General features: G+C 38.1%; 34 protein-coding genes. 16 read left to right on the top strand and 18 right to left on the bottom strand.

Translation table 11 applies throughout. The features are described 5' to 3' along the window. Positions 1–101 precede the first annotated feature (101 nt). The 4 genes from V7150_RS11035 to V7150_RS11020 all read right to left on the bottom strand — a co-directional run bounded on the left by V7150_RS11035 (position 102) and on the right by V7150_RS11020 (position 3,206). Positions 102–257 carry a hypothetical protein gene (locus V7150_RS11035; RefSeq protein WP_335517593.1) on the bottom strand — a complete coding sequence of 52 codons (156 nt, stop codon included), beginning with the start codon at positions 255–257 and terminating at the stop codon, positions 102–104. A 422-nt stretch (positions 258–679) separates the two neighbouring features. Further along, entirely contained in the window at positions 680–1,600 is a 921-nt protein-coding gene (locus tag V7150_RS11030; RefSeq protein WP_335517590.1) for an alpha/beta hydrolase, read from the bottom strand. Between the two features lie 485 nt (positions 1,601–2,085). Next, positions 2,086–2,226 carry a hypothetical protein gene (locus V7150_RS11025; protein WP_335517588.1) on the bottom strand — a complete coding sequence of 47 codons (141 nt, stop codon included), beginning with the start codon at positions 2,224–2,226 and terminating at the stop codon, positions 2,086–2,088. A gap of 77 nt (positions 2,227–2,303) precedes the next feature. Continuing rightward, complete coding sequence (locus tag V7150_RS11020) at positions 2,304–3,206, bottom strand: hydroxymethylglutaryl-CoA lyase (RefSeq protein ID WP_420490279.1); 903 nt, start codon at positions 3,204–3,206, stop codon at positions 2,304–2,306. A 241-nt stretch (positions 3,207–3,447) separates the two neighbouring features. Here V7150_RS11020 and V7150_RS11015 point away from each other — a divergent pair, with 241 nt between their 5' ends. The 4 genes from V7150_RS11015 to V7150_RS11000 all read left to right on the top strand — a co-directional run bounded on the left by V7150_RS11015 (position 3,448) and on the right by V7150_RS11000 (position 6,402). Then, entirely contained in the window at positions 3,448–4,635 is a 1,188-nt protein-coding gene (locus V7150_RS11015) for an acetyl-CoA C-acetyltransferase (RefSeq protein ID WP_335517582.1), read from the top strand. Between the two features lie 27 nt (positions 4,636–4,662). Beyond that, complete coding sequence (locus tag V7150_RS11010; RefSeq protein ID WP_335517579.1) at positions 4,663–5,352, top strand: CoA transferase subunit A; 690 nt, start codon at positions 4,663–4,665, stop codon at positions 5,350–5,352. 22 nt (positions 5,353–5,374) lie between these two features. Beyond that, positions 5,375–6,043 carry a CoA transferase subunit B gene (locus V7150_RS11005; RefSeq protein ID WP_335517577.1) on the top strand — a complete coding sequence of 223 codons (669 nt, stop codon included), beginning with the start codon at positions 5,375–5,377 and terminating at the stop codon, positions 6,041–6,043. A gap of 104 nt (positions 6,044–6,147) precedes the next feature. Continuing rightward, positions 6,148–6,402: a YqkE family protein gene (locus V7150_RS11000; protein WP_335517575.1), complete on the top strand. Its 255-nt coding sequence runs from the start codon at positions 6,148–6,150 to the stop codon at positions 6,400–6,402. A 37-nt stretch (positions 6,403–6,439) separates the two neighbouring features. Here the strand turns inward: V7150_RS11000 and V7150_RS10995 are convergent, their stop codons facing one another. Together V7150_RS10995 and mciZ are read right to left on the bottom strand one after the other, a co-directional pair. Beyond that, positions 6,440–7,351: an aldo/keto reductase gene (locus V7150_RS10995; protein ID WP_335517573.1), complete on the bottom strand. Its 912-nt coding sequence runs from the start codon at positions 7,349–7,351 to the stop codon at positions 6,440–6,442. Positions 7,352–7,416: 65 nt separating this feature from the next. Further along, positions 7,417–7,548 carry a Z-ring formation inhibitor MciZ gene (gene mciZ / locus V7150_RS10990; protein ID WP_283919300.1) on the bottom strand — a complete coding sequence of 44 codons (132 nt, stop codon included), beginning with the start codon at positions 7,546–7,548 and terminating at the stop codon, positions 7,417–7,419. A 72-nt stretch (positions 7,549–7,620) separates the two neighbouring features. Between mciZ and V7150_RS10985 the strand changes: the two genes are divergently transcribed. From V7150_RS10985 to V7150_RS10945, 9 genes are all read left to right on the top strand, one after another. After that, the gene (locus V7150_RS10985) at positions 7,621–8,175 is read left to right on the top strand and encodes an NUDIX hydrolase (RefSeq protein WP_335517570.1); all 555 of its coding nucleotides are present in this window, start codon (positions 7,621–7,623) and stop codon (positions 8,173–8,175) included. Continuing rightward, on the top strand, positions 8,172–9,338 hold the full coding sequence (locus tag V7150_RS10980) for an endonuclease Q family protein (protein ID WP_335517566.1): 1,167 nt from the start codon (positions 8,172–8,174) through the stop codon (positions 9,336–9,338). The genes V7150_RS10985 and V7150_RS10980 overlap by 4 nt, the downstream gene beginning before the upstream one ends. 172 nt (positions 9,339–9,510) lie before the next feature. Further along, positions 9,511–10,158 carry a stage II sporulation protein M gene (spoIIM, locus tag V7150_RS10975; RefSeq protein WP_335517564.1) on the top strand — a complete coding sequence of 216 codons (648 nt, stop codon included), beginning with the start codon at positions 9,511–9,513 and terminating at the stop codon, positions 10,156–10,158. A 108-nt stretch (positions 10,159–10,266) separates the two neighbouring features. Continuing rightward, positions 10,267–10,716 (top strand): ferric iron uptake transcriptional regulator, encoded by a 450-nt coding sequence (gene fur / locus V7150_RS10970; protein WP_335517561.1) that lies wholly within the window; start codon positions 10,267–10,269, stop codon positions 10,714–10,716. A 179-nt stretch (positions 10,717–10,895) separates the two neighbouring features. Continuing rightward, positions 10,896–11,123, top strand: coding sequence for a YqzK family protein (locus V7150_RS10965; protein WP_335517559.1), 228 nt, complete (start codon positions 10,896–10,898; stop codon positions 11,121–11,123). 5 nt (positions 11,124–11,128) lie between these two features. Beyond that, positions 11,129–12,022, top strand: coding sequence for a site-specific tyrosine recombinase XerD (gene xerD, locus V7150_RS10960; RefSeq protein WP_335517557.1), 894 nt, complete (start codon positions 11,129–11,131; stop codon positions 12,020–12,022). Between the two features lie 200 nt (positions 12,023–12,222). Then, the gene (deoB, locus tag V7150_RS10955; protein WP_335517555.1) at positions 12,223–13,407 is read left to right on the top strand and encodes a phosphopentomutase; all 1,185 of its coding nucleotides are present in this window, start codon (positions 12,223–12,225) and stop codon (positions 13,405–13,407) included. A gap of 15 nt (positions 13,408–13,422) precedes the next feature. After that, positions 13,423–14,244 (top strand): purine-nucleoside phosphorylase, encoded by an 822-nt coding sequence (locus V7150_RS10950; RefSeq protein WP_335517551.1) that lies wholly within the window; start codon positions 13,423–13,425, stop codon positions 14,242–14,244. Positions 14,245–14,277: 33 nt separating this feature from the next. Further along, complete coding sequence (locus V7150_RS10945; protein ID WP_335517549.1) at positions 14,278–15,582, top strand: pyrimidine-nucleoside phosphorylase; 1,305 nt, start codon at positions 14,278–14,280, stop codon at positions 15,580–15,582. A gap of 61 nt (positions 15,583–15,643) precedes the next feature. Here V7150_RS10945 and V7150_RS10940 read toward each other — a convergent pair whose 3' ends face one another. After that, the gene (locus tag V7150_RS10940; RefSeq protein ID WP_335517546.1) at positions 15,644–16,099 is read right to left on the bottom strand and encodes a DUF2269 family protein; all 456 of its coding nucleotides are present in this window, start codon (positions 16,097–16,099) and stop codon (positions 15,644–15,646) included. Positions 16,100–16,277: 178 nt separating this feature from the next. On the opposite strand from V7150_RS10940, the gene V7150_RS10935 reads away from it, so the two are divergent. Further along, positions 16,278–16,670, top strand: coding sequence for a DUF454 family protein (locus V7150_RS10935; RefSeq protein ID WP_335517822.1), 393 nt, complete (start codon positions 16,278–16,280; stop codon positions 16,668–16,670). Positions 16,671–16,733: 63 nt separating this feature from the next. Here V7150_RS10935 and V7150_RS10930 read toward each other — a convergent pair whose 3' ends face one another. The 10 genes from V7150_RS10930 to V7150_RS10885 form a co-directional block, all read right to left on the bottom strand. Beyond that, positions 16,734–17,276 carry a GNAT family N-acetyltransferase gene (locus tag V7150_RS10930; RefSeq protein WP_335517543.1) on the bottom strand — a complete coding sequence of 181 codons (543 nt, stop codon included), beginning with the start codon at positions 17,274–17,276 and terminating at the stop codon, positions 16,734–16,736. Beyond that, positions 17,273–17,797 (bottom strand): GNAT family N-acetyltransferase, encoded by a 525-nt coding sequence (locus V7150_RS10925; RefSeq protein WP_335517540.1) that lies wholly within the window; start codon positions 17,795–17,797, stop codon positions 17,273–17,275. The genes V7150_RS10930 and V7150_RS10925 overlap by 4 nt, the downstream gene beginning before the upstream one ends. Before the next feature lie 85 nt (positions 17,798–17,882). Further along, positions 17,883–18,080, bottom strand: a complete 198-nt coding sequence (locus V7150_RS10920) for a hypothetical protein (protein ID WP_335517819.1) — start codon at positions 18,078–18,080, stop codon at positions 17,883–17,885. Between the two features lie 206 nt (positions 18,081–18,286). Further along, positions 18,287–18,784 (bottom strand): GNAT family N-acetyltransferase, encoded by a 498-nt coding sequence (locus V7150_RS10915; RefSeq protein ID WP_335517537.1) that lies wholly within the window; start codon positions 18,782–18,784, stop codon positions 18,287–18,289. A gap of 71 nt (positions 18,785–18,855) precedes the next feature. After that, on the bottom strand, positions 18,856–19,371 hold the full coding sequence (locus tag V7150_RS10910) for a GNAT family N-acetyltransferase (protein ID WP_335517534.1): 516 nt from the start codon (positions 19,369–19,371) through the stop codon (positions 18,856–18,858). Further along, entirely contained in the window at positions 19,368–20,141 is a 774-nt protein-coding gene (locus V7150_RS10905; protein ID WP_335517531.1) for a hypothetical protein, read from the bottom strand. The genes V7150_RS10910 and V7150_RS10905 overlap by 4 nt, the downstream gene beginning before the upstream one ends. Positions 20,142–20,161: 20 nt before the next feature. Continuing rightward, complete coding sequence (locus V7150_RS10900) at positions 20,162–20,476, bottom strand: hypothetical protein (protein WP_335517530.1); 315 nt, start codon at positions 20,474–20,476, stop codon at positions 20,162–20,164. Positions 20,477–20,508: 32 nt separating this feature from the next. After that, on the bottom strand, positions 20,509–21,342 hold the full coding sequence (locus V7150_RS10895; RefSeq protein ID WP_335517527.1) for a DUF4362 domain-containing protein: 834 nt from the start codon (positions 21,340–21,342) through the stop codon (positions 20,509–20,511). 58 nt (positions 21,343–21,400) lie between these two features. Then, positions 21,401–22,072, bottom strand: coding sequence for an alpha/beta family hydrolase (locus tag V7150_RS10890; RefSeq protein ID WP_335517524.1), 672 nt, complete (start codon positions 22,070–22,072; stop codon positions 21,401–21,403). 5 nt (positions 22,073–22,077) lie between these two features. Beyond that, entirely contained in the window at positions 22,078–22,905 is an 828-nt protein-coding gene (locus V7150_RS10885) for a protein phosphatase 2C domain-containing protein (protein ID WP_420490276.1), read from the bottom strand. A gap of 106 nt (positions 22,906–23,011) precedes the next feature. On the opposite strand from V7150_RS10885, the gene V7150_RS10880 reads away from it, so the two are divergent. Beyond that, a complete protein-coding gene (locus V7150_RS10880; RefSeq protein WP_420490275.1) occupies positions 23,012–23,353 on the top strand; it encodes a YqzG/YhdC family protein in 342 nt (113 codons plus the stop codon). Positions 23,354–23,453: 100 nt separating this feature from the next. Here the strand turns inward: V7150_RS10880 and V7150_RS10875 are convergent, their stop codons facing one another. Further along, entirely contained in the window at positions 23,454–23,789 is a 336-nt protein-coding gene (locus tag V7150_RS10875; protein WP_335517523.1) for a uridine kinase family protein, read from the bottom strand. 55 nt (positions 23,790–23,844) lie between these two features. Here V7150_RS10875 and V7150_RS10870 point away from each other — a divergent pair, with 55 nt between their 5' ends. Continuing rightward, positions 23,845–24,375 (top strand): TlpA family protein disulfide reductase, encoded by a 531-nt coding sequence (locus V7150_RS10870; RefSeq protein WP_335517520.1) that lies wholly within the window; start codon positions 23,845–23,847, stop codon positions 24,373–24,375. Positions 24,376–24,658: the final 283 nt, after the last annotated feature.

Genomic DNA, 24,658 nt, shown 5'->3' with positions numbered 1-24,658 from the left:
CTCAAAATGGAACTATCGAGAAATGTTTAATAGCTAAATCTAAAATAACGCTATCCATCCCCAAGTAAAAACTTCTCGAATCCGTCTTGGAATCAATAAATTTAACGAAATAACATTTTTATCACAGAACCTCCTATGAGACCTAATCCTGCTCCAATACTTATTGTAAATACAATATTTAAATTAAATATCAATCCAATGATAATTCCAACACCTGCACCAATAGCCACTCCCATACCTACTGATAGTTGTAACATATTGCTCTTTTCCCCCTTCAAATTTATAAATTAACAATCTCAACATTATTTAAGTTTTACTTTTCTTTAACCTCCCCAATAGATGAAGTTTCAAATTGAAGTAAACTGCCCCGTTGGTTAAGTGAAAGATTTCACAATCTTCATATTTATTTTAACATATCACCTTTTCAGATAACACCAATATATTGAATTTCACACTTGAATTCACACCATAATTCACACTCACTCCAATAATTATTTCCACCCTTGAGAATACCCTTGTAAATTCATATGTAAAAAAATGGAGAAAACACGGATAATCCTTTATATTGCAATAAAAAAACACACTACGAAATCATATGTGAAATCGAGTGTGTTTCCCTTTGTGATTTAACTGTTTGCACCCCTGAAGTGAACCCGTTATCCTAATGGACAGTCTGTTTTTAGCTCGGTAAAGCATGATCAACATATTTCTGTAAAAATTCATCAATAACCCGTTCATAATCGGCACGATTTTCGTTAAATGACTGGGCATGCCGGCCATTTTCGGCAATATAAAGCATTTTTGGACCCTTTTTTTGTTCAAATAAATCCTTCGACATCGAAGGCAAAATAAAATCATCTTTCCGACTATGGATAAAAAGGACTGGATGTTTGATATTTTCAATGACCGAAATCGGTGAGACATTTCGAATCGAATATTTGTCCCGCAGGCGTAAAAGGGCATCTCCAACCGGAAGTAACAGCCCAGGAATGAGCTTGAAGTCTTTTTTTATCAGATAAGCAAGCTGTTCCTTAAAATCAGAGAATGGACAATCGGCAATATAAAAATCTGCCCCGTCCTCAAGGAGACCTGCATATAACAGCATTGTAGCTGCCCCCATCGATTCACCGTGTATTCCCAGTTTCAGTTCAGGGCCTTGTTCTTTTTTGAGCCAGTCAACGACCGTTTTTAAATCGAATTTTTCATAGTGACCGAAGCTGGTCGTTTTTCCGCCAGATTCCCCGTGGCGGCGATGGTCATAAATCAAGGCATTAAACCCGCGCTCTAAGAAAAGATTCGCATATTTAATCGAATTAATTTTCGTTTCCGTCACCCCATGAGAAATAATGATATAGCGGTTGGTCTTATGCGGCTCCACAAGAACGGCTTTTATCATATAACCAAATGGTGAAGGAATATTAACATCGCGCTGTGGCAGTGACTCAAATTCATCGGGATTGTACCTGCCAGCGTTCTTTTCCCGCTTTAAAATCAATTCTTCATCCTTCTTTTTCATATACATGAGACGGTTTGTAAAGTACAAAGCAAGTAATAGCCAGAAAAATAATATCATAAACAGAGCACGAAATGCCTTTTTCAAAAAATGGCACCTCCAAGAGTAATTTTTGCCTTTATTTTAAGAGGAAGTCTTATGGACCAGCCTCTACATTAATGTTTGCCAAATATTTCGAAGAAAACCCCTACGTAGAAGTCGTCTACATTGATGTTTGGTAAATATTTTGAGGCAATCCCAACGTAGAGACCGTCTACAGCGATGTTTACCAAAAATTTTTGTAGAAAATCCAACGTAGAAGTCGTCTACATCGATGTTTGCTAAATACTTTTGTAGAAAATCCAACGTAGAAGTCGTCTACATCGATGTTTGCTAAATATTTTTGTAGAAAATCCAACGTAGAAGTCGTCTACATCGATGTTTGCTAAATATTTTTGGGGAAATCCCAACGTAGAACCATCTACATCGACTAATATAAAAATATGAAAAACAAGTCCTTTACGCCCGTGGTAATAATTTTTATTTTAACACAAAAAAAGCCGCGGAAACCAATGGGCGGCTTTGATTAGTAATTATTGCTCTGCGTTTTGTCGTTTCGTTGGATGGAGTGCCTTTTCGAGTTCCTCAGCTGCAATTATTCGCTTGCCTCCACCTGCTGTGTCGGCATAGTTTTTCCCACTTTGACTGTTTCCTTTTTCACGTTTCTGGCTCATAGTCTTAGTCTCCCTTCTTGGTGATCTCACTTAATAAGATGGATTACTAAAAGACTGATTATTCATGAAAACTTAATTTAAACTGTTTGGACATGAAGTCGAAAATAGCCGGTTTCGATCTGCCGTGAAAGATGGGGGCGGACGATTTCGATGGCCTCCATTAGCAATTTAAGATCCACGCCGGTATCAATACCCATCCGTTCAAGCATGTAAACAACATCCTCGGTAGCGGCATTTCCGCTGGCACCGGGCGCAAATGGACAGCCGCCAAGCCCACCGGCAGACGTATCAAACCGGTCGATTCCAGCCTGAAGAGAGGCCAAAATATTTGCAAGGGCAAGCTTGCGTGTATCATGAAAATGGGCTGTTAAAAGCGTCCCAGTAAATTCCTTGTTTAATGTGGAAAACAAAGAATAGGCTTCATTTGGTGCCGCCATTCCGATCGTATCGGCCACGCTTAATTCATCAACACCCGCTTCGACAAATTCGCGGCAAAGCGCTAATGTATCACTTTCATCGATTTTCCCCTCATAGGGGCAATAAAACGCAGTTGAAATGCAGGCACGGACAAAATATTTTTTTTCTTTAAGTTCGTGGATAATCGGCTTCAGTTCCGCCATACTGTCCTGTGTTGTCTTGTTAATATTTTTTAGATTAAAGCTGTTACTAACTCCAACAAACACGGCAATGGCTTTACAATTAGTGGAATAGACCCTGTCAATCCCTTTACGGTTTGGGGCTAAGACAATGTCTCTTGTATCCTTATCAAGGCAGTCAGCCACAATTTCTGCAGCATCCCCCATTTGCGGCACCCATTTTGGTGAAACGAACGAAGTCAGCTCCATTTCCTGCAGCCCGGCGGTTCTTAAACCAGCGATAAATTGTTTTTTTATCTCAGTCGGAACAAATAACTTCTCATTTTGCAGCCCATCACGAGGACCAACCTCGATAATCGTCACTTTTTTAGGTAAATTAAACATCATTTTCTCCCTCCAATGTTCATAGTTTCATTGTAGTGGGATTAAATTCAAAAAATCAAGAAATAATGAAATTTTGACAAAATTAGAGGAATTTTTAATTTTTACTAGAAGTAGTAGAGGTAAAGAAGACTCGCCGATTGGCGAGTCCGGAAGGGCGAAGACAGAGGGGGAGTCGCCCTAATACCTGATAAGAAAGTTATACTTTCTTATCAGCTAAAAATGGTAGAAGGGGAGAGACGAAATGAGTCAAATAGAGGTAGTTATTGTCAGTGCCGTTCGAACTGCTCTTGGAAATTTTAACGGCAGCTTAAAAAATGTATCTGCACCTGAATTAGGTGGGGCAGTGATCAAAGGAGCTCTTGATCAGGCCGGGGTAATGCCGGATCAAGTCGATGAAGTGATTATGGGAAATGTTCTCCAAGCAGGGATTGGACAAAACCCTGCAAGACAGGCAGCTATTAAAGCGGGGATTCCTGAAAGCGTTTCCTCAATGACGATTAATAAAGTTTGTGGTTCCGGCTTAAAGGCTGTGCACCTTGCTACACAAGCCATTTTAGCAGGAGATGCCGAGGTCGTCGTGGCTGGCGGGATGGAAAATATGAGCCAGGCACCATATCTGTTGAAAAATGCCCGTGACGGCTTTAAAATGGGTGACCAAAAATTAGTCGACACGTTAACTTCAGACGGACTAACATGTGTTTTTAACGACTATCATATGGGGATTACCGCTGAAAATCTTGCAAATAAATATTCAATTTCTAGAGAAGAACAGGATGAATTTTCGGCATGGAGTCAGGAGAAGGCAGTCAAGGCAATTGAAGCGGGTAAATTTAATGATGAAATAGTTCCGGTTGTGATTCCGCAGCGTAAAGGAGAGCCGATCATCTTTGATACGGACGAATATCCGAAAAAAGGTACTACAGGAGAAAAGTTAGCTGGATTGCGTCCTGCCTTTAAAAAGGATGGTACTGTAACGGCAGGAAATGCGTCAGGAGTTAACGACGGTGCTGCAGCTGTCGTGGTGATGAGCAAGAAAAAAGCAGATGAGTTAGGGCTAAAGCCATTAGTCACAATTAAAGCAAATGCCAGTGCCGGTGTAGACCCTAGCATCATGGGGATTGGGCCGGTTCCGGCGGTGAGAAAGGTACTGGAAAAGGCATCTGTTTCAATGGAAGACATTAACTTAATTGAAGCTAATGAGGCTTTCGCTGCACAATCGCTGGCGGTAGACCGTGAGCTTCATTTTAATAAAAAAATCCTAAACGTAAATGGCGGCGCCATCGCGCTAGGCCATCCGATCGGGGCAAGCGGTGCAAGAATTCTAGTAACCTTAATTCATGAAATGAAGCGAAGAAATGCACACACAGGATTGGCTACTCTTTGTATTGGCGGAGGTCAAGGGGTCGCCACGATTGTTGAGCTAGCATAAAACCTTTAATTTGAGGGAGAGAGCAAAATGAAAAAAATTTGTACATCCTTCCAGGATGCAGTTGCCGATATTCAAGATGGGGCAACATTAATGGTCGGAGGATTTGGTTTGTGCGGGATTCCAGAAAACTTGATTTTAGCATTAGCGGAAAAAGGTGTGAAGGATTTAACGGTAATTTCCAATAACTGCGGAATTGATGAGTGGGGATTAGGGCTCTTATTAAATAATAAACAAATCAAAAAAATGATTGGCTCGTATGTGGGTGAAAATAAAGAGTTTGAGAGACAGGTTTTAACAGGAGAACTTGAAGTAGAATTAACGCCGCAAGGCACATTAGCTGAAAAAATTCGGGCAGGTGGAGCGGGTATTCCGGCATTTTATACGCCTGCAGGGGTAGGAACCCCGATTGCCGAAGGAAAAGAAACGAAAATTTTTAACGGACGAGAATATCTTTTAGAAGAAGCCCTGACGGCTGATTTTAGTTTGGTAAGGGCATGGAAAGGCGACAAAATGGGAAATCTCGTTTATCACAAAACAGCTCGAAATTTCAATCCGATGATTGCTGCCGCGGGAAAAGTGACGATTGCCGAAGTGGAAACACTTTATGAAATCGGCGACTTGGATGCTAATTTTATTCATACCCCGAGCATTTATGTTCAGGCAATTATAAAAGGAACGCAGGAAAAACGAATTGAGAGATTAACCGTAAAAAATTAGAGTGGGGGAAGGAGAAAAATCTATGGCAAATGATAAGGCCTCTGTTAGAGAAAGAATTGCAATTAGAGCAGAAAAAGAAATAGAGAACAGCTTTTATGTAAATCTAGGGATCGGTATTCCAACCCTCGTTGCCAACTATATAACTGAAAATAAGCAAGTTGTCCTGCAATCGGAAAATGGACTCCTCGGTATCGGTCCGTATCCTCACGAAGATGAGGTCGATCCTGATTTAATTAATGCCGGGAAGGAAACGGTGACTGCAATAAGCGGTGCAGCCTATTTCGACAGTGCTGAATCGTTTGCGATGATTCGTGGCGGACATGTCAATTTGGCGATTCTAGGTGGGATGGAAGTATCCGAAACCGGGGACCTGGCGAATTGGATGATTCCGGGAAAGATGATAAAAGGTATGGGCGGAGCGATGGATCTTGTCCATGGAGCCCAGAAAATCATTGTCATTATGGAGCATGTAAATAAAAAAGGCGAATCAAAAATATTAAAACAATGTACTTTGCCCTTGACAGGAAAAGGGGTAGTTAATCGGATTATCACTGAGCGCGCGGTCATGGATGTTACTGATTCCGGATTAAGGCTTGTTGAAGTAGCTAGTGGATATACAGTTGAGGACGTCGTAAATTCAACAGAAGCAGCATTGTATGTGGATGAGAACGTTAAATTAGAAGCTTTTTAATAGTGAAGGCAGACTGAACAAGGACAGTCTGCCTTTTTAATGTAATGACGATTAATTGAAATGGTATAATAGTAATGTGGATTTTAATAATGGAGGAGTTTAGAATGAAAAAACAAAAGAGACAAAATAATCAATCTAAACTAAAAAAGGAAGATACAGCGGTAACGCTTAAAGATTTGATTGATCCAAACTTAATGAAACAATTAAAAGAGCAGCAGGATCAGCTTAAAGCTGAGGAAGAGAGAAGAAAAGAAGCGGAAGAAGCGCGAAAGAGAGAGGAACGCAGATTAAAGGAAAAAAACAAATCGTTTGAAGAACTATTAAACGAGAGCGGGATGAATTGGAAAGAATTTAAATAATGTTTAAATAGAAAAGGAGAGCTAAGGCTCCCCTTTTTTAACGATGTTCTTTATAAATACTTGCCTTCGTTATCTCTTTAATTACGGCAACCTCTTCACTGGACAGCGGCTGGCTTCTAAGAGCATTGGCATTACTCCTAATCTGTTCCGGGCTGCTAGCGCCGGCAACAACGGATGCCACAGCAGGGTTTGCAAGATTATACTGAAGAGCAACTTCCGTAAACGAACGGGATGCAGCCACTTTTTCTTTTAACAAGGGTAAAATCGCACGTAACTCATCATAATTGTAATCCAGGTAGCCCTTTTCAGAAACCTTTTCTAACAGCTTATCACTTAATAGACCCTTGGCAAGGGGACCACGGGCAACAACGCTAATACCATGTTCATGAAGAAATGGTAATGCTTTTTCCTCAGGGCGTCGGTCTAGGATGCTATATTGCATCATCACGGACACGATATTAGATTTCTCTACATATTTCCTAATCATATTCGGTCGAATCGACGAAATACCATAATAGCGAATAAAACCTTCTGCCTTCAATTCTTCAAACGCTTCAATTGTGTCATCAATCGGATCTTCAATCGTACCGCCATGTAATTGATAAAGGTCAATATAGTCAGTCCCAAGCCGTTTTAAGCTATTCTTCACTTCTTCCTTTATATATGCCTTCGATGGGTCCCATGTCCAGCTGGAATGATCGGAATGACAGCGGTTGCCGACCTTTGTTGCAATAATGACCTGTTCCCGGACATCCTTTAACGCCTGCCCGACAATTTTTTCATTTTCACCAAAATCATATAGATCGGCCGTATCAAAATAATTGATGCCCTCTTCAAGGGCTGCTTCAATGATTCTTCGTGCAGCCTTCTCTTCAGTACCAACAGACATACAGCCAAGTCCTAACTCGGTTACGTATAAATCTGAATTACCCAGTCTTCTTTTTCTCAAAAAATCACCCCGTCCTTTTTCTACAATTTTATTAAAGTTAGGGGCAGACTTTCAAACAAGAGGTCTTATTTTTGTGTCACATTTTGAACCCAATCAGACACAGAAACATATTCCTTGTTATACTCCTTCAGTTTTTGCAGTATTTCCCATCCTTTACCCACAAGGATGATGCCCTTTTCATGCACTACTACCTTCATCCCATATCCCTCCAATTAAAGTATGGTAAAATGTATGACGAAATATAATTGGAAAGAACAGGAGAGACAGTTATGACTAAACTTGAGGAAAAAACGCTCCAAAGCGAAGAAATTTTTTCAGGAAAAGTAATCAGTCTTCATTTACAGGATGTTGAGCTGCCAAACGGTAAACAAGCGAAACGAGAAATTATTAAACATCCAGGGGCTGTCGCTATTTTGGCCATTACCAATGACAACAAAGTGGTAATGGTCGAACAATACCGCAAAGCACTGGAAAGAACGATTGTTGAGATCCCTGCGGGTAAGCTGGAAAAAGGGGAAGAGCCAGCTGTTTGTGCACGCAGAGAACTAGAGGAAGAGACAGGCTATGAATGTGAACACCTTGAATTGCTCACATCCTTTTACACCTCCCCTGGATTTGCTGATGAAATCATTCATGTATTTTTAGCAAAAGGATTGACGAAAAAAGAAAATGCTGCTGCCCTTGACGAAGACGAGTTTGTTAATCTTGAGGAATTAACCCTTGAAGAGGTTGAGCAATATGTAAAGGAACAAAAGATTTATGACGCGAAAACCATTTTTGCCGTTCAATATTTACAATTACAAGAGGCGTTGAAAAATAAATGAATCACTACTATGTAGATTTACATATTCACATCGGACGAACATGGACAGGAAAGCCAGTAAAAATCACTGGAGCCAAGTCACTGACGTTTACGAATATCATTGAACATGCCCGGCATGAAAAAGGGCTCAATATGGTTGGAATCATTGACAGCCATTCTCCTGAAGTGATTCTCGAAATAGAAAGCCTGATCGAAAGTGGAGAAATCGTTGAACATCCAGACGGAGGGTTGATTTTTGGTGATTTGACCGTTATCCCTGGGTCGGAATTGGAGATTTACGATGAACAATGTAACGGCCCGATCCACCTGCTTTGTTACTTTCCGAATCTTTTCGTGATGCGAGAGTTCTCCTCGTGGCTGTCGGGTCATTTGAAGAATATTCAATTAAGTTCACAAAGGATTTACAGTACTGGTCTTGATTTGCAAAAAAAGGTAAAGGATTTAGGTGGTATTTTTATCCCCGCCCACGTGTTCACGCCGTTTAAAAGTTTATATGGCAAAGGAGTTAATAAGTCCCTAACAGAGGTGTTAGACCCCGATTTGATTGATGCGATTGAACTGGGATTAAGCTCAGATACAAATATGGCGGATCAATTAGGAGAGTTACACAACTATACGTTTGTAACAAATTCGGATGCTCACTCGCTTGCAAAAATTGCCCGTGAATATCAGGTGATAGCAATGAAGGAACCGACGTTTCTAGAATTGCATAAAGCTTTAAAAGGGATAGATGGCCGAAAAATCATTGCCAACTATGGACTTGATCCCCTGCTGGGTAAATATCACAAAACGGTTTGTGCAGAATGTTTAAATCCTGCAACCGATGATGACCAAATATGTACTCTTTGCGGTCATAAAAAAATCATTAAAGGGGTAGCTGACCGAATTATTGAACTGAAGACGGCAGAGACAAGTCCAGAAGGAAGACCGCCCTATGTTCATCAAGTGCCGCTTGAGTTCATCCCCGGTTTAGGGCCAAAATTACTAGAGAAACTTGTCAATCATTTTGGCAGTGAAATGGCGATTCTCCACGAAGTGCCATTTGAGGCATTAAAGGAAGTCGTTCCAGAGAAAATTGCTGACCTTATTTTGAAAGCGAGAGAAGGTAAAGTTAACCTTGCAGCCGGTGGGGGCGGAAAATACGGAAAAATCGCTGATCAATAACTTATAAATCTTACCCGATAGCCCAGGCTGTCGGGTATTTTACTTTATGAATCCATTTTTTGTAAATCTTCTATTATTTCTTAATCTGAAATCTACTATAATTTAGTCATAGAAAAACTAGTCTGGCATAGAATGTAATAACTGAATGGAGAAAAATAGGAGGAAAAAGTAGATGAAAAAACGATTGTACCAGTCAGATGCCGCTAGTTATTTCCGTGAACATTCCTCGATTTTTTTATTTATTATCGTTTTATTTTTAATGGGGGTAATCTTTGGAGCGATAGTGGTTAATAGCATGAGCATTACGCAGAAGGAAGATTTATTCTACTATTTATCACAATTTTTTGGCCAAGTCTCTGACGGTAAAGTGGCAGAAGACAACGATTTATTTTTACAAAGTTTTTTCCACAATAGTAAGTTTATAGGCCTCATGTGGATCCTGGGAATATCGATTATCGGTCTGCCTGTCATTCTCATTCTATTATTTATTAAGGGAATGGTTGTTGGGTTTACAGTCGGCTTTCTTGTCAGTCAAATGGGCTGGAAAGGTTTTATGTTAGCCTTTGTTTCGATACTGCCGCAAAACTTGATTATCATTCCTGTGTTTATTATGATGGCCGCAATATCAGTGATCTTCTCAATCCGAATGATAAAAAGGCAGTTTATTAAAAAATATGCACAACCCATTATGCCTTTTTTCAAAAGATATATTTTTGCCATACTAGCAGCGGTGATTTTTATTTCCGCAGCATCAGGTATTGAGGCCTATTTATCACCATGGTTGATGAAAACTATCATTAGTTCTACTAGTTTAAGATAATTATTAAATAATAAATAATATAAATTCTTGTTTATAATAATTTTATTTTGAATCTCTTTTGTCATCTGTTATAATGAGAATTAACAGTGGCGAGGGAGGGCCTTCAGAATGGAAACAAGAATTGAAAGAATTAAGAAACAGTTGCATTCAGCAAGCTATAAATTAACACCTCAGCGTGAAGCAACCGTTCGAGTTTTGCTGGAAAATGAAGAGGATCATTTAAGTGCAGAAGATGTGTACCTCCTCGTAAAAGAAAAATCGCCTGAGATTGGATTAGCAACTGTTTATCGAACGTTAGAATTGTTAACGGAATTAAAAATCGTTGATAAAATTAATTTTGGTGATGGTGTTTCCCGTTACGATCTTCGCCAAGAAGGTGCTGCCCATTTTCACCATCATCTTGTTTGTATTGAATGTGGTGCCGTTGATGAAATTCAAGAAGATTTACTTGAAGATGTGGAAGCAGTTGTAGAGCGCAGATGGAATTTTAAAATAAAAGACCATCGCCTTACATTTCATGGAATCTGTTACCGCTGCCAGGATAAAGGAAAAGAATAAGAAAAAGCTGAATAAAAAACATAAGGTCCTTTTAACCAAAAGGGCTTTTTTCATTTCTATCCCATGATTGACGTGGGTGCTTATTATTAATATATTCCTTCTATATCCGATTACTAGGTATAAAACTTGTATATTATGGCATACCTTTTACTAGATAATCGTAAAATGGGGGAAGTAAGATGATTTCTATTATTAAAATAGCATTGCAAACCTTAAAGGTTTTTATCTTATTCACAGGGTGCACTATTCTCTTTTATTATGGTATCATGTGGGTATCTGAAGAATACCAAAATTATCATCGCTATGATGAACCGGAAGGAGCTGCGCTTAAGGTTTCGAACGCAGTGAATGAAGAAAGTTCTTCCTGGTTAGATCGGCTGATGTTGTTCTATTTAAATGGGGAGTAAAAGTGATGGAAGATCAAATAAAAGATTTTATGGATTACTTGATAATTGAAAAAGGGCTGGCTAAGAATACAATTGTTTCATATGAGCGTGATTTAAAAAGCTATCTTCATTATTTAAAAAATGTAGAATCCATCCAATCTTTAAATGATGTTCAGCGTGTTCATATCATCCATTTTTTAAGTTTTTTAAAGGATCAAGGGAAGTCAGCAAAAACATTGGCAAGACATATTGCTTCAGTAAGAGCATTTCATCAATTTTTATTACGGAAAAAGGAAACAGACCAAGACCCATCTGTTCTTATTGAAACACCCAAGCTGGAAAGAGCGATGCCTAAGGTATTAAGTTTACAGGAAGTAGAGATTTTGTTAGATTCACCAAACCTTTCTGACCACTTTGGTAAAAGGGACAAGGCCATGCTGGAGCTCCTCTACGCTACGGGTATCCGTGTTAGTGAGCTAATTGGACTAGATATTGAAAATATTCATCTAACTATGGGGTTCGTTCGTTGTAATGGAAGTGGAAATAAAGAGCGAATTATTCCAATTGGGAAGACTGCATCGGAAGCAATCAAGCATTATTTAGATTATGGCAGACCCCATTTTACTACAGGGAAACATCGTGATGACGCCTTGTTTTTAAACCATCAAGGTCATCGGTTAACAAGACAAGGGTTTTGGAAAATATTAAAAAAATTAGCTAAAGAAGCTGGTATAGATAAAGAGCTTACCCCCCATACCCTTCGCCATTCTTTCGCTACCCATTTATTGGAAAATGGTGCAGACTTAAGGGCGGTCCAAGAGATGTTAGGGCATGCAGATATTTCAACTACACAAATATATACAAATGTTACGAAAACAAGACTAAAGGATGTATATAGTAAATTTCATCCGCGTGCTTGATAGAATGATAGTTTCAGAAAAATGTCAAAGAACTGCCATAAAATTTTGGCGGTTTTTTCTTGTATTTTCGTAAACATTTAGTACAATATAGATGTCAGACTTCTGACAAATGGGTTTGAATTTGGATTTCATAATCCTAATTTACTAAGGGTAACATATTATTTGCAAACGTTTTCTAGGTAAAAAGGAGGAAGAGTCATATGGAGTCAACTACATATAAACGTATTTTTATTATCGTAATGGATTCAGTCGGTATTGGAGAAGCGCCTGATGCGGAGAAATTTGGTGACAAGGGTGCAGATACTTATGGTCATATTGCCGAAAGAATGAATGGCCTTAACATGCCGCATATGGGGAAATTAGGATTAAGTAATATTCGTGAAATTAAAGGGATTGAAAAAGCGGAGAAGCCGTTAGCATTTTATACAAAAATGCAGGAAGCTTCAAACGGAAAAGACACGATGACAGGACACTGGGAAATCATGGGGTTGAATATCCAAACGCCATTTCAAGTATTTCCGGAAGGTTTTCCAGATGAACTTGTTTCTGAATTAGAAAAACGTACTGGCCGAAAAGTGATTGGCAATAAGCCTGCAAGCGGAACAGCCATTCTAGATGAACTAGGGGAAGAGCATATGAAAACGGGGGCATTAATCGTTTATACTTCGGCAGATTCAGTACTTCAAATTGCTGCTCATGAAGAAATAGTCCCGCTTGAAGAGCTTTATAACATTTGTAAAATTGCTCGTGAATTAACGCTTGATGAAAAGTACATGGTGGGACGCGTCATTGCTCGTCCATTCTTAGGTGAACCAGGGAACTTTAAACGGACACCGAACCGTCACGATTATGCTCTAAAGCCATTTGACCGCACAGTAATGAGTGAATTAAAAGATGCTGGCTTTGATGTGATTGCAATCGGGAAAATTTCTGATATTTATGATGGAGAAGGCGTTACTCAATCACTTAGAACGGTTTCGAATATGGATGGTATGGATAAACTTGTCGAAACTTTTGATATGGATTTCAAAGGAATCAGCTTTGTAAATTTGGTAGATTTTGATGCATTATATGGACACCGCCGGGACCCTGAAGGCTACGGAAAGGCACTTGAGGAATATGATGCCCGCCTGCCGGAAGTATTTGCAAAAATGAATGAAGATGATCTGTTAATGATAACAGCAGACCACGGAAATGATCCTGTTGCTCCAGGTACAGACCATACACGTGAATATGTACCATTACTTGTTTACTCAAAGAGAATTGCCGAAGGAAAGGAACTACCTTTACGGGAAACATTTGCTGACCTCGGAGCAACCGTTGCTGAAAACTTTAAGGTGAAAATGCCGCAGTATGGTAAAAGCTTTTTAAATGAATTGAAATAAGGAAGGGGAATAAAAATGAACTTTGAAAATATTCAAAATGCTGCTTGCTTTTTAAAAGAAAAATATCCAAATACGCCAAAAATAGGTCTAATATTAGGTTCTGGCTTAGGAGTATTAGCGGATGAAATTACGAATCCGGTCAAAATACCTTATAATGAAATCCCTGATTTTCCTGTTTCTACAGTAGAAGGTCATGCCGGACAACTCGTATTTGGGCTGCTAAATAGCGTAGAAGTTGTCGCCATGCAAGGTCGTTTTCATTTCTATGAAGGATACAGCATGGATAAAGTGACATTCCCAGTTCGTGTTATGAAAGAACTAGGGGTTGAAATGTTAATCGTCACAAATGCAGCTGGCGGTGTAAATGAAAGTTTCTCCGCTGGAGATTTAATGATTATTACAGATCATATTAATAATATGGGGACAAATCCGTTAATCGGACCGAATGATTCCAAGCTAGGTGCTCGCTTTCCAGATATGTCTGAGGCATATTCTAAAGAACTGCGAGCCATGGCAAAAGAAATTGCAGACCGCTTAAACATCAATGTTAAAGAAGGTGTCTATTTCGGAAATTCAGGACCAGTATATGAGACCCCGGCAGAAATTCGAATGGTACGTGTTCTGGGCGGTGATGCGGTTGGTATGTCCACTGTACCTGAGGTAATTGTTGCCAGCCACAGTGGAATGAAGGTACTGGGTATTTCCTGTATCTCTAATATGGCAGCCGGAATCCTTGATCAGCCGTTAACCCATGATGAGGTAATCGAAACGACTGAAAAAGTAAAAGCTGATTTCCTTTCTTATGTAAAAGAAATTGTAAAAAATATTGCAAAATAATTTGGCAATTAATTAAAGGAAGTGGTGATAAAAATGAGAATGGTTGACCTAATTGAGAAAAAACGAGATGGGCAGGCATTATCAACAGAAGAAATCAAATTTATTATAAATGGTTACACAGACGGATCGATACCAGATTATCAAGTAAGTGCCTTAACAATGGCCATTTATTTTAAGGGAATGACCGAAAAGGAAAGAGCAGATTTAACGATGGCAATGGTTGAATCTGGGGACCAAATTGATTTATCGCAAATCGAAGGGATTAAAGTTGATAAACATTCAACAGGTGGAGTGGGAGACACCACCACCCTCGTTCTCGGACCTCTTGTTGCTGCATTAGGTGTCCCGGTTGCCAAAATGTCCGGTCGTGGTTTAGGTCATACGGGCGGAACAATTGATAAATTAGAGGCTGTTAAAGGCTTCCACGTGGAAATTGAAAATAATGAGTTTATTGACCTAGTTAATAAAAATAAAATTGCAGTAATTGGGCAAAGCGGTAACTTAACACCTGCTGACAAAAAGCTTTATGCACTAAGAGATGTAACGGCTACCGTTGATAGCATTCCGCTTATTGCAAGCTCTATTATGAGTAAAAAGATTGCTGCAGGTGCGGATGCAATTGTTCTTGATGTTAAAACAGGTGCTGGTGCCTTTATGAAGACACTAGATGACTCACGTGAATTAGCTAAGGCAATGGTTCGGATAGGGAACAATGTTGGCAGAAGAACAATGGCTGTCATTTCTGATATGAGCCAGCCACTAGGATACGCTATCGGAAATGCTCTTGAAGTGAAGGAAGCGATTGATACTCTAAAAGGTGAAGGCCCTGAGGATTTAACAGAGCTTTGTTTAACGCTCGGAAGCCACATGGTTTATTTAGCTGAAAAGGCGAGCTCATTATCAGAAGCACGTACCTTGCTTGAAAACGTCATTAAAGATGGTTCTGCACTTGAAAAATTAAAAGTATTTTTAAGTTCACAAGGCGGGGATGCTTCCATTGTCGATGAACCTTCCAAAATGCCGCAAGCAAAATACACCTTCGAGCTTGAAGCAAAGGAAGATGGCTATGTAGCTGAAATTGTTGCTGATGAGGTTGGAACTGCAGCGATGCAATTAGGAGCCGGAAGAGCAACGAAAGAATCAGTTATTGACCTTGCTGTTGGCCTTGTATTAAGAAAGAAAATCGGTGACCAAGTGAAAAAAGGCGAATCATTAGTAACGATTTACAGCAACTTTGAAAATATCGAAGAAGTAAAAGAAAAACTTTATCAAAATATCAAGACCTCAGCCTCTAAAGTAGAAGCACCAATCCTTATTCACCAAGAAATAACAGAGTAATAAAATCAAAAGGGTGTCAGGCACCATGTGATTTTTTCACATGGTGCCTGACACCCTATTTTTAAAATGGTTTTAAGATCATGAGGGCGATGATGATTAAAAAAATCACATTTTCAAGGTGTTCATATTGAAACAGAATTTTTGATAATCGCCAATACTCTTCAGGAATCTCATCGCCTTTATGAGATTCTAATAAAGCTTTAATAGGTTTGGACCTCGGTGATAAGACGAGCGGACCAATGGCGAGTGCTGCCAAAAAGAGTACAAGACTTGTTACATACCACCCCATTCGAAACAAGCTTGGATTTAATAATCCCATAGTCAGACCTGAAATCAGTAACAGGGCGCCGCCAATCATCACAAAAATATGTAATTTATGCCTAATTTTATAGGAATGTCTTAACTCGATCATTGTATTCCCAGATTTAACAACTGTCGTTAAAATAAAGCCTGGCCCCATACCCAAAATAGCTGAAAAAATATGAATGAATACAACAACCTTGTAGAAAGTAATCACTGGTGCCAACCTCCATTATTTACATGCTCCCATTTTACCATAAACAATGTGACTTCAATGTAATCTCTTGCAGTCTTACATAGTTTTAAAGAGTTCCAGCCATTAATTTCTAATATTTATAATGATATAATGTAAGAAAGACAGGAGTAGCCATACACATGAAAGGGGGCTTGCTACCATAAATAGTTTCGTTAAATTCATCTTTATATTAATAGGATTTTTATCTCTGGGTCTCGGCATTTTGGGGATAATTTTACCCTTATTACCAACCACTCCGCTATTACTTTTAGCGTCCTTCTGCTTTGTAAAGGGATCAGAACGGTTTGAGCACTGGTTCAAAGAAACAGCACTCTACAAACGTTATTTGGAGAACTTCGTTAATGAGAGGGCTATGACCTTACAACAGAAACTTACCATCTTGTTATTTGCTGACGCAATGATTGCCATCGCCTTCTTCTTCCTCGACAATATCATTTTAAGGATCATGCTGCTCTTAATCGTTTTGTATAAATACTATTATTTCATCTACAAAATAAAGACGATCCAGGTTGTAAAAGCGGAACCTAAATAACACAAAATGCAAATCGCACCACCCAAAATATTGGGTGGTGCCATTTAGAAAATTAAAAGATTATTAACTTTCATCTTCCGGATTAATTATCGCCAACATCTGATGGTCTTCCCATTTCCCATTAATCTTCACATTTTTCAATGCGATTCCTTCTTTATGAAAACCTGATTTCTCCAACACTCGAATCGATCCGATATTGTGAGGCATGACGCCAGCTTCAATTCTATGCAATTTCAGTTCATTAAACGCATATCCCACCAAAAGCTTAACTGCTTCTGTTGTATAGCCTTTTCCGTTATGCTTCTTATCTAAAAAATATCCAATGAACGCACCTTGAAGCGCGCCTCTTAGGACTTGAAATAGATTAATAGTACCAATCAATGTTCCATCATGTTTAAAAATTCCAAAATTATATGCTTGATCGGTTCGACTGTCTTCTTCATATTGCTTGATTTTCTCAAGCTGGAATTCAATCGTATAAAAAGTCTCATTCCGCTCCATCGAAAACTTTTCAAAGAAATCGCGATTCTCCATAAATAAATCAAGCAGGGATTCAGCATCTTTTGTTAAAACTGGTCTTATATAAATGTTTGTTCCTTTAATCATGTAATCTTCCTTTCCCTTTTTAAATGCAGAACCATGTATTCATCGTCATAATAAACACCATCTACAATTAGTGCCTTTTCTTCTATTCCGTACGTTTTAAAGCCTAGTTTATGATAAAGCTGTTTCGCTTTTTGATTACTTGCAGTTACGCCTAAATTAATTTTTTCAATAGTATCGATATCTTTGGCTTTGTTGATTGCTTCTGTCAGCAATGCTTTCCCAACGCCTAATCCTTGCTTCTTTGGCGTGACATACATTGCAAAAATGTTTGCCCGGTGCCGGATTTTCACTCGATCCTCCTGAAGCAGTGTGACAACTCCAATTAGTTCTTCATTGTCAAACGCTCCAAAGGTGTAGTTTCCTTCTGCGGTAAAGGTACGGGCAACCTGTTCAACAGGGTTTTCCCTTTTTACGGATTCTTCATAGCTTGATAAAAAAGCCTCTGGATTTTGCTCCAGTGCTTCTAATCGTAATGCCCAATAACTTTCAGCGTCTGATGGATTTAGCAATCTAATTTCCATAATCATGCTCCCCTTTGTTCTATCAATTTCTCCCTTATTACTATGAATACTGGAAAATCCAAGAGATCATCTTGGTTTTCAGTAATTAATCAATAGAATCCTTACCATGACGACTGACTTTTATCAGAAGATCCAGCTTCTCATTTCTTTCTTGATCTAATTTTGTTTTTTCATTCATAAATCTTATTATTCTAATAATAAAATAAATACCAAATCCGAGAATTAACAAATAAAACAAAATAGGTATTATGGCAAAAAAGCCAAACATTCCCATACTGTCCATCAAATCAACACCCCCATAATTGTGAAGTAATAACAATATTATACACTAAACCATTTAGCTCTCCTCTCGCTTTTTTCGGTTGAGCGGGCTCCAAATCATTCTATTGGATACCTTTCTCTCTCTTTTTTCGGCGGAACGGGTTTCAATACACCCTATTGGATACTAAATGTAAAACTCCTGATAACGAATCTAGATTTTAAGACTACTTATAAAAGTTTCGACATATAGTATTCATCCATAAATTCACCATCGATGAACAGAGAATCCTTTTTTGTTCCTTCAATTTCAAATCCCATTTTCTTATACAATGCCACTCCGGGCTCGTTCCTAGTTACTGTTGTTAACTCTAGTCGGCGAAACCTCTGCTCCCTTGCCCACTCTTCAAGTCTTGCAAATAATTTTGTTCCAATCCCTTGCCCTCGATAGTCCTTTAAAATTCCAATCACAATATAGACAGAATGCTTTGTTCTTCTTGCAGTGCCGCCAATAGCAAACAAATATCCAGTTAGATTATTATCTTTCTCTGCAACGAATATTGTTGAGCTGCCACTTTTTTTCATATTCTCAATTCTTGTTCTCTGCTGTTCAGTTGTAAACTGCCGTTCACCTGCTTCCATCAGCATGAACTCTGACTCTTCTTCTACCTGCCGAATAAGGCGTACTAAGCTTTCCGCATCGGAAACTTTTATTTCTCTAATAATCATTAAATTTACCCCTTAAAACAATATGTTCTGTCTTTTTTTCATAGAAGCCTGCCAGTTTAATAAGCAACATCCTACTTTTTAAATATATTTCTTATATCACTCCACCCATACACAAGTTCCTGCACTCTTTGCCCCGAAAACTCGACTTCTATGGTATCTATTTTTTCAGCTCCAAGTGCCTCGTAAAAAAGGCGGGAACTATTATCCTCAAGCACTAAAACCAACATAGTCGAAATATTTTGAAGTTGCAGTTCATCTATCAATGGCTTCACTAGTAAACTTCCAAGTCCATTTCCTTGGTATTCTTTAAGAATATATATTGCATAAAGCTCACCAGCATAACCAGTGTATTTCCCCGTTCTTTCTTTCCCGCCCGATGCAAAGCCGACAACTTCCCCTTCTGAGGTTTCCGCAACATAAACTCCGCCATTCGGGATACTATTTTTCCACAATTGCTCTCTGCTTTCATAGGAAAGCTTGTTTAAGTATTCGACCGGAACAATATTGTCATATGTAGTTTTCCAACTATCGACATGGACTTTTGCAATTCCTTTAGCATCAGCTAACACTGCTTTTCTAATCTTCATCCCAAAACCTCCGAATCCTTACCTTTATATAACTCTAAAGTTTCCATTAAAAATTGCATGTCATAACCTGTTCTTTCATTAATTCTATATGCCCAATCTTCTATACTAGTAAGCTTATGTTCACGAAATAAACCTTCACTGGTACTAAAAAAACTCTCCCAGTTATAAAATTCCCAATGAGCGATTTCAGATTTATAGGGGATTCGACGCTCCAATAATGGTTTTGGATAAATGATATTCTGAGAATACTCAGCTGCTTGTAAAAAGTCACCCATTTCTATTGGGTGAGTATCATAAATCTGTTTGGACTGTTTACCATTGGGTCTATGATAAAAAACCTCTACCGTTTTCTTTAAAGGCTTCACTTGAACCTGTGATCCCGGAAAAAAGCCAGAAAGTCTCTTTTCAGTAAAATCTTCGTTATCTTCATCGATTAGAATTGGCGTTAACCATTGGTCACCCAAATCACATAAAAACCGATTGCCAGCTTCATCTAATGCAACAACTGCCACATGTGCCCGGCTGGTGTTTAGGTGATGACCGATGGGATAGGCGGTAATCCCGTCTTTTTGAAATTCATCCAGCAGCCATATCGCTAGATCAAAGCAATTACCAGTAATGCCAAACTGCTCCCAATGCTCCTTCATTAGAGAAACATCCCTTTGTTTCTTATTTTTACTTTTCTTATGAAACCATGCTTTCGTTAATGTTTCCATCGGAAAATCATCAAATTTCTTCCATGTAGTCAGAATATTTTTTGGTGCAATCATTGTAAAACACGCCTCCTATCCTATTGCTTCACTTCAATTGCACCTGCTTCCATGTTTGTCGGATGCACTTTTTCCATAGAATACACGAAGTGAAGGTAGGATAGAACCCCCATTAATACGCCTGAGCCAAATAGGATGGAGCCGATAATGACAAAATTTCGCACGAAAGTGGTAACTAATAAATTATAATCATTTATTTCCGATGATAAATTACTTTCAAGCCATATTTCGCCAAAAGAAGTACCCCAGTAATAGCTTAAAAACATCAGCAGAAGACCACCGCCTATTAGTAAGGATGATACAGTAGTTAATTCTTTTATTTTTTGTTTTGACACAAAAATCCCCCTTGTTTTTTACGTATTAAAAACTACTTTTCGAGTGTTTGATAGGTCGAGTTATTCTTTAAGATTTCAAGTATGTCATGGACTAACTGAGTCATTTCCTTGCCGTCCGCACTCTTATCACATTCCGACCACTCAAAGTGGCGTTCGCCTCCATTAATCCATACGTTCAATTCATAGCTTTCATATGTCTGCTTATTACATTTTTTTGAAAGATTCTTTTCACCAAGGTAATTGGATAGAATCATCAGTTTGTAGATTTTGTTCATTTCCTCTTTTGAAAACTGAAAATCCCCTATGACAGTGGTATTTCCGTTTTTCAAATCCTTTATTATTTCTTGGTTTTTGGTATCGATTTTGTTTTTCAAACCTACACCATACTTTAACTTAAAAGCAAAATAATCTTGTTGATCGACATCGTGGGAAATGGTTAATAAATCACTTAGATCTGGACATTCTTCAATTATATATTTTGTTTCAGTATTGGATTCCTGTTTTTGAATCCCTTTACAGACGTAGGTTCTTATTTCCCCCTGGCCAAATTTATCTTTCGTAGTATCTATTTTAATCGCTAATTGGGATCCATCATATTCTAAATCTTGAAAAATAGGATCCCCCTCAATCGTATATCGAGTTAGTCGAACCTTATCCTTGTTTCCACTTTGTGTATTTTTCACAAAAAGATCTAATCGTTCTAGGTTTTCTAGCCCTCCATGACTTTCTATCACTTCGTTTTTAGTAGGTTTTTCAATTTCTTCGCTTTTAGTGTGGTCATCTGAATTGGCTTTATCTAATTGGCAGCCCGTGATAAGAGCAAATAGTACTGTAATAAAAACGAAGAAGAACGTCCTTTTGAACATGGTCATTCACTCCTTTTAAAAGAAGAGACGAAGTATTCAAAAAAAGGTTTCGCGGTCATCATCCTTTACTAAATTTAATCATAAATTCTTGGACTCGTTCGATAATTCCTTTAATGGCTTCAATCGATGCTAATATATCACCTTTTATCTCTAAACTATGGTCTGCATTCGGAATCACAACGGTGCTAACAAACTCATTATTTTTCAAGGAAGAAATTCTCTCTTTGATAAAATGATGATCATGATCCCCAATCACACAAAGTGAAGGCAAATCGGTATTTAAAAGTGCCTGGTACACATTGTCATCTTTCATTAGTGGTGTTAACCAAACACCAATCGTATTCTTGATGAAATTTTTTTCAGTCCATTCCATTGCCATCGGAATTGTTCCAATCGATTTACTCATCAGGATACACTGTTCATATACGTTCTCTTTTAGAACCCTTTCAATCACTGCCTTCGCATCTTCATACATCCAGTGGTCTTGATCTGTTTTGCTAAGCTTTTTAAACTGTTCATTTTTTGCAAATTGATAATTAATATGAAGAACATCGATATTATGGTTCAAACACATACCTGTCGCATAATGAAACAGCGGCCGCTGAGTACTATATCCAAGACCAGGCAGCATGATACAGATTGCTTGATTCGGTTGGTCACTTCGAATCCACGTATAGGGGATGGTCGAATACTCATTTCTTACCACTTGATTTTCTAAAATTTTATACATTCTATTCACCTCATTGGTTGATTACTAGGATAAGTTGCGGGAAGCGGATTGTGATAATCCCAGCAGATAATTGTCGCACTATCCTGGCCAGAGTTTTCATGAACATGTTGCAAAATATGCTCTACATTTGTTTGGACTTCTCCTTCATAACAATCTGTGTAAAATCGCGAAGGAGTTTCATAATATCGACCAGCACATTCTAAAACTCCATCTGTTATCAAGACAATTCGATTTAGGCCGGTTCTTAGTTCACGGATGCCAAATGAATAACAAGGAACTGGTAATGAAAATGTGTTGATTTGTCCAATCCATTCAAAAAATTGACGCTGGTTTAGGGCGTATTGTCCTAATTTATGTAAGTCTTCATGAAGGAGATAGAGCACGCAATCACCCACTGACAGCCACCATAAGTAATTTTCTTTTCTTACACATAGAAGGCAGGCTGTTTCACCTTGAATTTGTTTACAGGCTTCCAGAAAAGCCGGGGATTGAAAAACAGAGAGGATATGGTTCTCAAATAATTGAAAGGCGCTTTCTACAGGTTCTTCTAAAAAAGCGGCTAGTTTTTTCCACTCATTTTCTAAGGTTTTAAGCACCAAATCGACACTTTCAGCACTGTTATGTCCATCTAGAACCATGGCAAATTCCCAATCCGCCCCCTTTACCACCATTGCTCCATCTTCATTTTTATAAGCCCCTGCTTGTCGATTCCCTCCATATCTCCCAATAATCATTTGATCACATAAATCTATTTTTATTTGATTGATATAAGGAGCTTCCTTCCCGAACCACTGTAGTTTACGAAAGGGTAATCCGTTCTCATTGGACCCCATTAATAAAACCTCCTCAAGTTAAGCTTTACAGACCTTTTTAAATTTAGGTTTCATATATTAAGTCCAAAAATGACATGATAAAAATAAAAGCAAAGAAGGTAATGACGTGAGAAAACTGCTGACTGGTTTGCTTGCAACAATTGTTTTTTTCTCTGCGTGTGTAATTCCGCTGAAATTCTTGAATACAGCTATTGCACAACAGAAACCGATTCCTCCGTATGCGAAGTGGGGAACCCTTGCAATGGAGAAAACACATGAAAAGTATCCGAATGCTAAAATTATTGATTATCTGCATATCGGGAGAATAAGCGGCCCACATTCCACAACTGAAAAATTCAAACTTTGGTTAAAAGATAACAGTAGAGAATTCGGTGTTTTCGTAAATATTGAATTTAACAATAAAACTGAAAAGGTCATTAAAGTTACTTTCAAGGAAACGTTGAAATAAACGCAAGCTCATTGCTTTGTATGGACGTTTAAAAGGGAAATTTTTTTAAACGTCCATTATCCAACTACGAGGTCTGAACGTTTGTGGGGTCTGTGTTTTTTCATGTACATGCTTCTTCTCCGTCTCTTTCAATGCCTCTTATTAGCCTTGTCTCTCTCGGGCAATCGACCCAAATAGTAAAATCGTAAAGGTTTGATAATTCGTTCCGTGTAGAATACACACCTTCAACAATGACAATGCCTTCTAATGGAACTGTGTGCCATTCTGCCAGCTGATCGGTTTCCCAATCGTAACGTTGATAATACCCCTTTTGATCTTGACTAATTGGATCAACCACCTGATTTAATACCCGTTTCCAATCACAATCTGCACCTACGGGTTTTTGTGTTGGTGGTGCATGGATAATTTGGTCCGAAGGAAAATAAAAATCGTCCATATGCACAATCGTTACGTGAGAACATTTCTAAGTTTTCTGGAAAAAGGGGAAAAAGATGATAACTGATATAAATTTAATTCTTATTCTAATAGTTTTATTATTTCTATTGTTAGTAATTAAAGATATAAACAATATTGACAAAGCATTTTTAAAGAAAAAAAAGGAGAGTATTCAAACCAGTACTATTAGTAAAAAAGTTAATTCGGTAGAAGTATATAATGGAGAAGGCAATTTGGATATTAAAACTATCACGAGCAGTAACTTATTAGGAATTATTATTAGTAGTTCATGTCCAGCTTGTATGCCACATTTTGAAAATTTTTTAAATATTAGTTCACAATTAATTTCACCTAAAGACTATTATGTATTTTTACACGAAGATGATCATGAAGCAAAAGAATATCTTTCTTTAATTCAACAAGATTTTCAAATATTATTTTATAAAGATAACTTCATAAGAGAATTAGAAGTTGACTTTTTACCAGTCTTTTTCCTGTTAGACAAAGATGGAATTATAAAAATTTTAACTCCAATTGAGCAACAATTCATTAGCAAGTTAACAAATTTTGGACTTATAAGTGCTTGAAAGGTAAAAATAAATCTAAAGTTGTGGAAATTGATAATTAATTCACTATGAGTTTTACGATTGTGCAAGAACCCTACGGATGTATAATATTTACATGAAGAAAACCCCAATTATACAAGTTCGAATAGGAACTTGTATAATTGGGATTCTCAATTTGTAACATTTTTAAACAATAATTGTTGAGGATCAAAAAAAGTTAAGCTTTTATTTGTAGGCTTTATATTCAAGAAAATCACTAACAACTTTTATTATACAGCAGCTTATCTTTAGCTAGTTGTAATAC

Source organism: Neobacillus drentensis (assembly GCF_036965245.1).
Lineage (GTDB): Bacteria > Bacillota > Bacilli > Bacillales > Cytobacillaceae > Neobacillus > Neobacillus drentensis_G.
The sequence above is the reverse complement of the archived record's forward strand: the minus strand, read 5'-3'. Positions and strand labels throughout refer to the sequence as shown.

Bases quoted from the DNA above. Each gene is read 5' to 3' on its own strand.
- V7150_RS11035 (WP_335517593.1), bottom strand. From the start codon at position 257: ATGTTACAACTATCAGTAGGTATGGGAGTGGCTATTGGTGCAGGTGTT.
- V7150_RS11025 (WP_335517588.1), bottom strand. From the start codon at position 2,226: ATGAGCCAGAAACGTGAAAAAGGAAACAGTCAAAGTGGGAAAAACTAT.
- V7150_RS11020 (WP_420490279.1), bottom strand. From the start codon at position 3,206: ATGTTTAATTTACCTAAAAAAGTGACGATTATCGAGGTTGGTCCTCGT.
- V7150_RS11015 (WP_335517582.1), top strand. From the start codon at position 3,448: ATGAGTCAAATAGAGGTAGTTATTGTCAGTGCCGTTCGAACTGCTCTT.
- V7150_RS11010 (WP_335517579.1), top strand. From the start codon at position 4,663: ATGAAAAAAATTTGTACATCCTTCCAGGATGCAGTTGCCGATATTCAA.
- V7150_RS11005 (WP_335517577.1), top strand. From the start codon at position 5,375: ATGGCAAATGATAAGGCCTCTGTTAGAGAAAGAATTGCAATTAGAGCA.
- V7150_RS11000 (WP_335517575.1), top strand. From the start codon at position 6,148: ATGAAAAAACAAAAGAGACAAAATAATCAATCTAAACTAAAAAAGGAA.
- mciZ (WP_283919300.1), bottom strand. From the start codon at position 7,548: ATGAAGGTAGTAGTGCATGAAAAGGGCATCATCCTTGTGGGTAAAGGA.
- V7150_RS10985 (WP_335517570.1), top strand. From the start codon at position 7,621: ATGACTAAACTTGAGGAAAAAACGCTCCAAAGCGAAGAAATTTTTTCA.
- V7150_RS10980 (WP_335517566.1), top strand. From the start codon at position 8,172: ATGAATCACTACTATGTAGATTTACATATTCACATCGGACGAACATGG.
- spoIIM (WP_335517564.1), top strand. From the start codon at position 9,511: ATGAAAAAACGATTGTACCAGTCAGATGCCGCTAGTTATTTCCGTGAA.
- fur (WP_335517561.1), top strand. From the start codon at position 10,267: ATGGAAACAAGAATTGAAAGAATTAAGAAACAGTTGCATTCAGCAAGC.
- V7150_RS10965 (WP_335517559.1), top strand. From the start codon at position 10,896: ATGATTTCTATTATTAAAATAGCATTGCAAACCTTAAAGGTTTTTATC.
- xerD (WP_335517557.1), top strand. From the start codon at position 11,129: ATGGAAGATCAAATAAAAGATTTTATGGATTACTTGATAATTGAAAAA.
- deoB (WP_335517555.1), top strand. From the start codon at position 12,223: ATGGAGTCAACTACATATAAACGTATTTTTATTATCGTAATGGATTCA.
- V7150_RS10950 (WP_335517551.1), top strand. From the start codon at position 13,423: ATGAACTTTGAAAATATTCAAAATGCTGCTTGCTTTTTAAAAGAAAAA.
- V7150_RS10945 (WP_335517549.1), top strand. From the start codon at position 14,278: ATGAGAATGGTTGACCTAATTGAGAAAAAACGAGATGGGCAGGCATTA.
- V7150_RS10930 (WP_335517543.1), bottom strand. From the start codon at position 17,276: ATGATTAAAGGAACAAACATTTATATAAGACCAGTTTTAACAAAAGAT.
- V7150_RS10925 (WP_335517540.1), bottom strand. From the start codon at position 17,797: ATGGAAATTAGATTGCTAAATCCATCAGACGCTGAAAGTTATTGGGCA.
- V7150_RS10920 (WP_335517819.1), bottom strand. From the start codon at position 18,080: ATGGACAGTATGGGAATGTTTGGCTTTTTTGCCATAATACCTATTTTG.
- V7150_RS10915 (WP_335517537.1), bottom strand. From the start codon at position 18,784: ATGATTATTAGAGAAATAAAAGTTTCCGATGCGGAAAGCTTAGTACGC.
- V7150_RS10910 (WP_335517534.1), bottom strand. From the start codon at position 19,371: ATGAAGATTAGAAAAGCAGTGTTAGCTGATGCTAAAGGAATTGCAAAA.
- V7150_RS10905 (WP_335517531.1), bottom strand. From the start codon at position 20,141: ATGATTGCACCAAAAAATATTCTGACTACATGGAAGAAATTTGATGAT.
- V7150_RS10895 (WP_335517527.1), bottom strand. From the start codon at position 21,342: ATGTTCAAAAGGACGTTCTTCTTCGTTTTTATTACAGTACTATTTGCT.
- V7150_RS10890 (WP_335517524.1), bottom strand. From the start codon at position 22,072: ATGTATAAAATTTTAGAAAATCAAGTGGTAAGAAATGAGTATTCGACC.
- V7150_RS10885 (WP_420490276.1), bottom strand. From the start codon at position 22,905: ATGGGGTCCAATGAGAACGGATTACCCTTTCGTAAACTACAGTGGTTC.
- V7150_RS10875 (WP_335517523.1), bottom strand. From the start codon at position 23,789: ATGGACGATTTTTATTTTCCTTCGGACCAAATTATCCATGCACCACCA.
- V7150_RS10870 (WP_335517520.1), top strand. From the start codon at position 23,845: ATGATAACTGATATAAATTTAATTCTTATTCTAATAGTTTTATTATTT.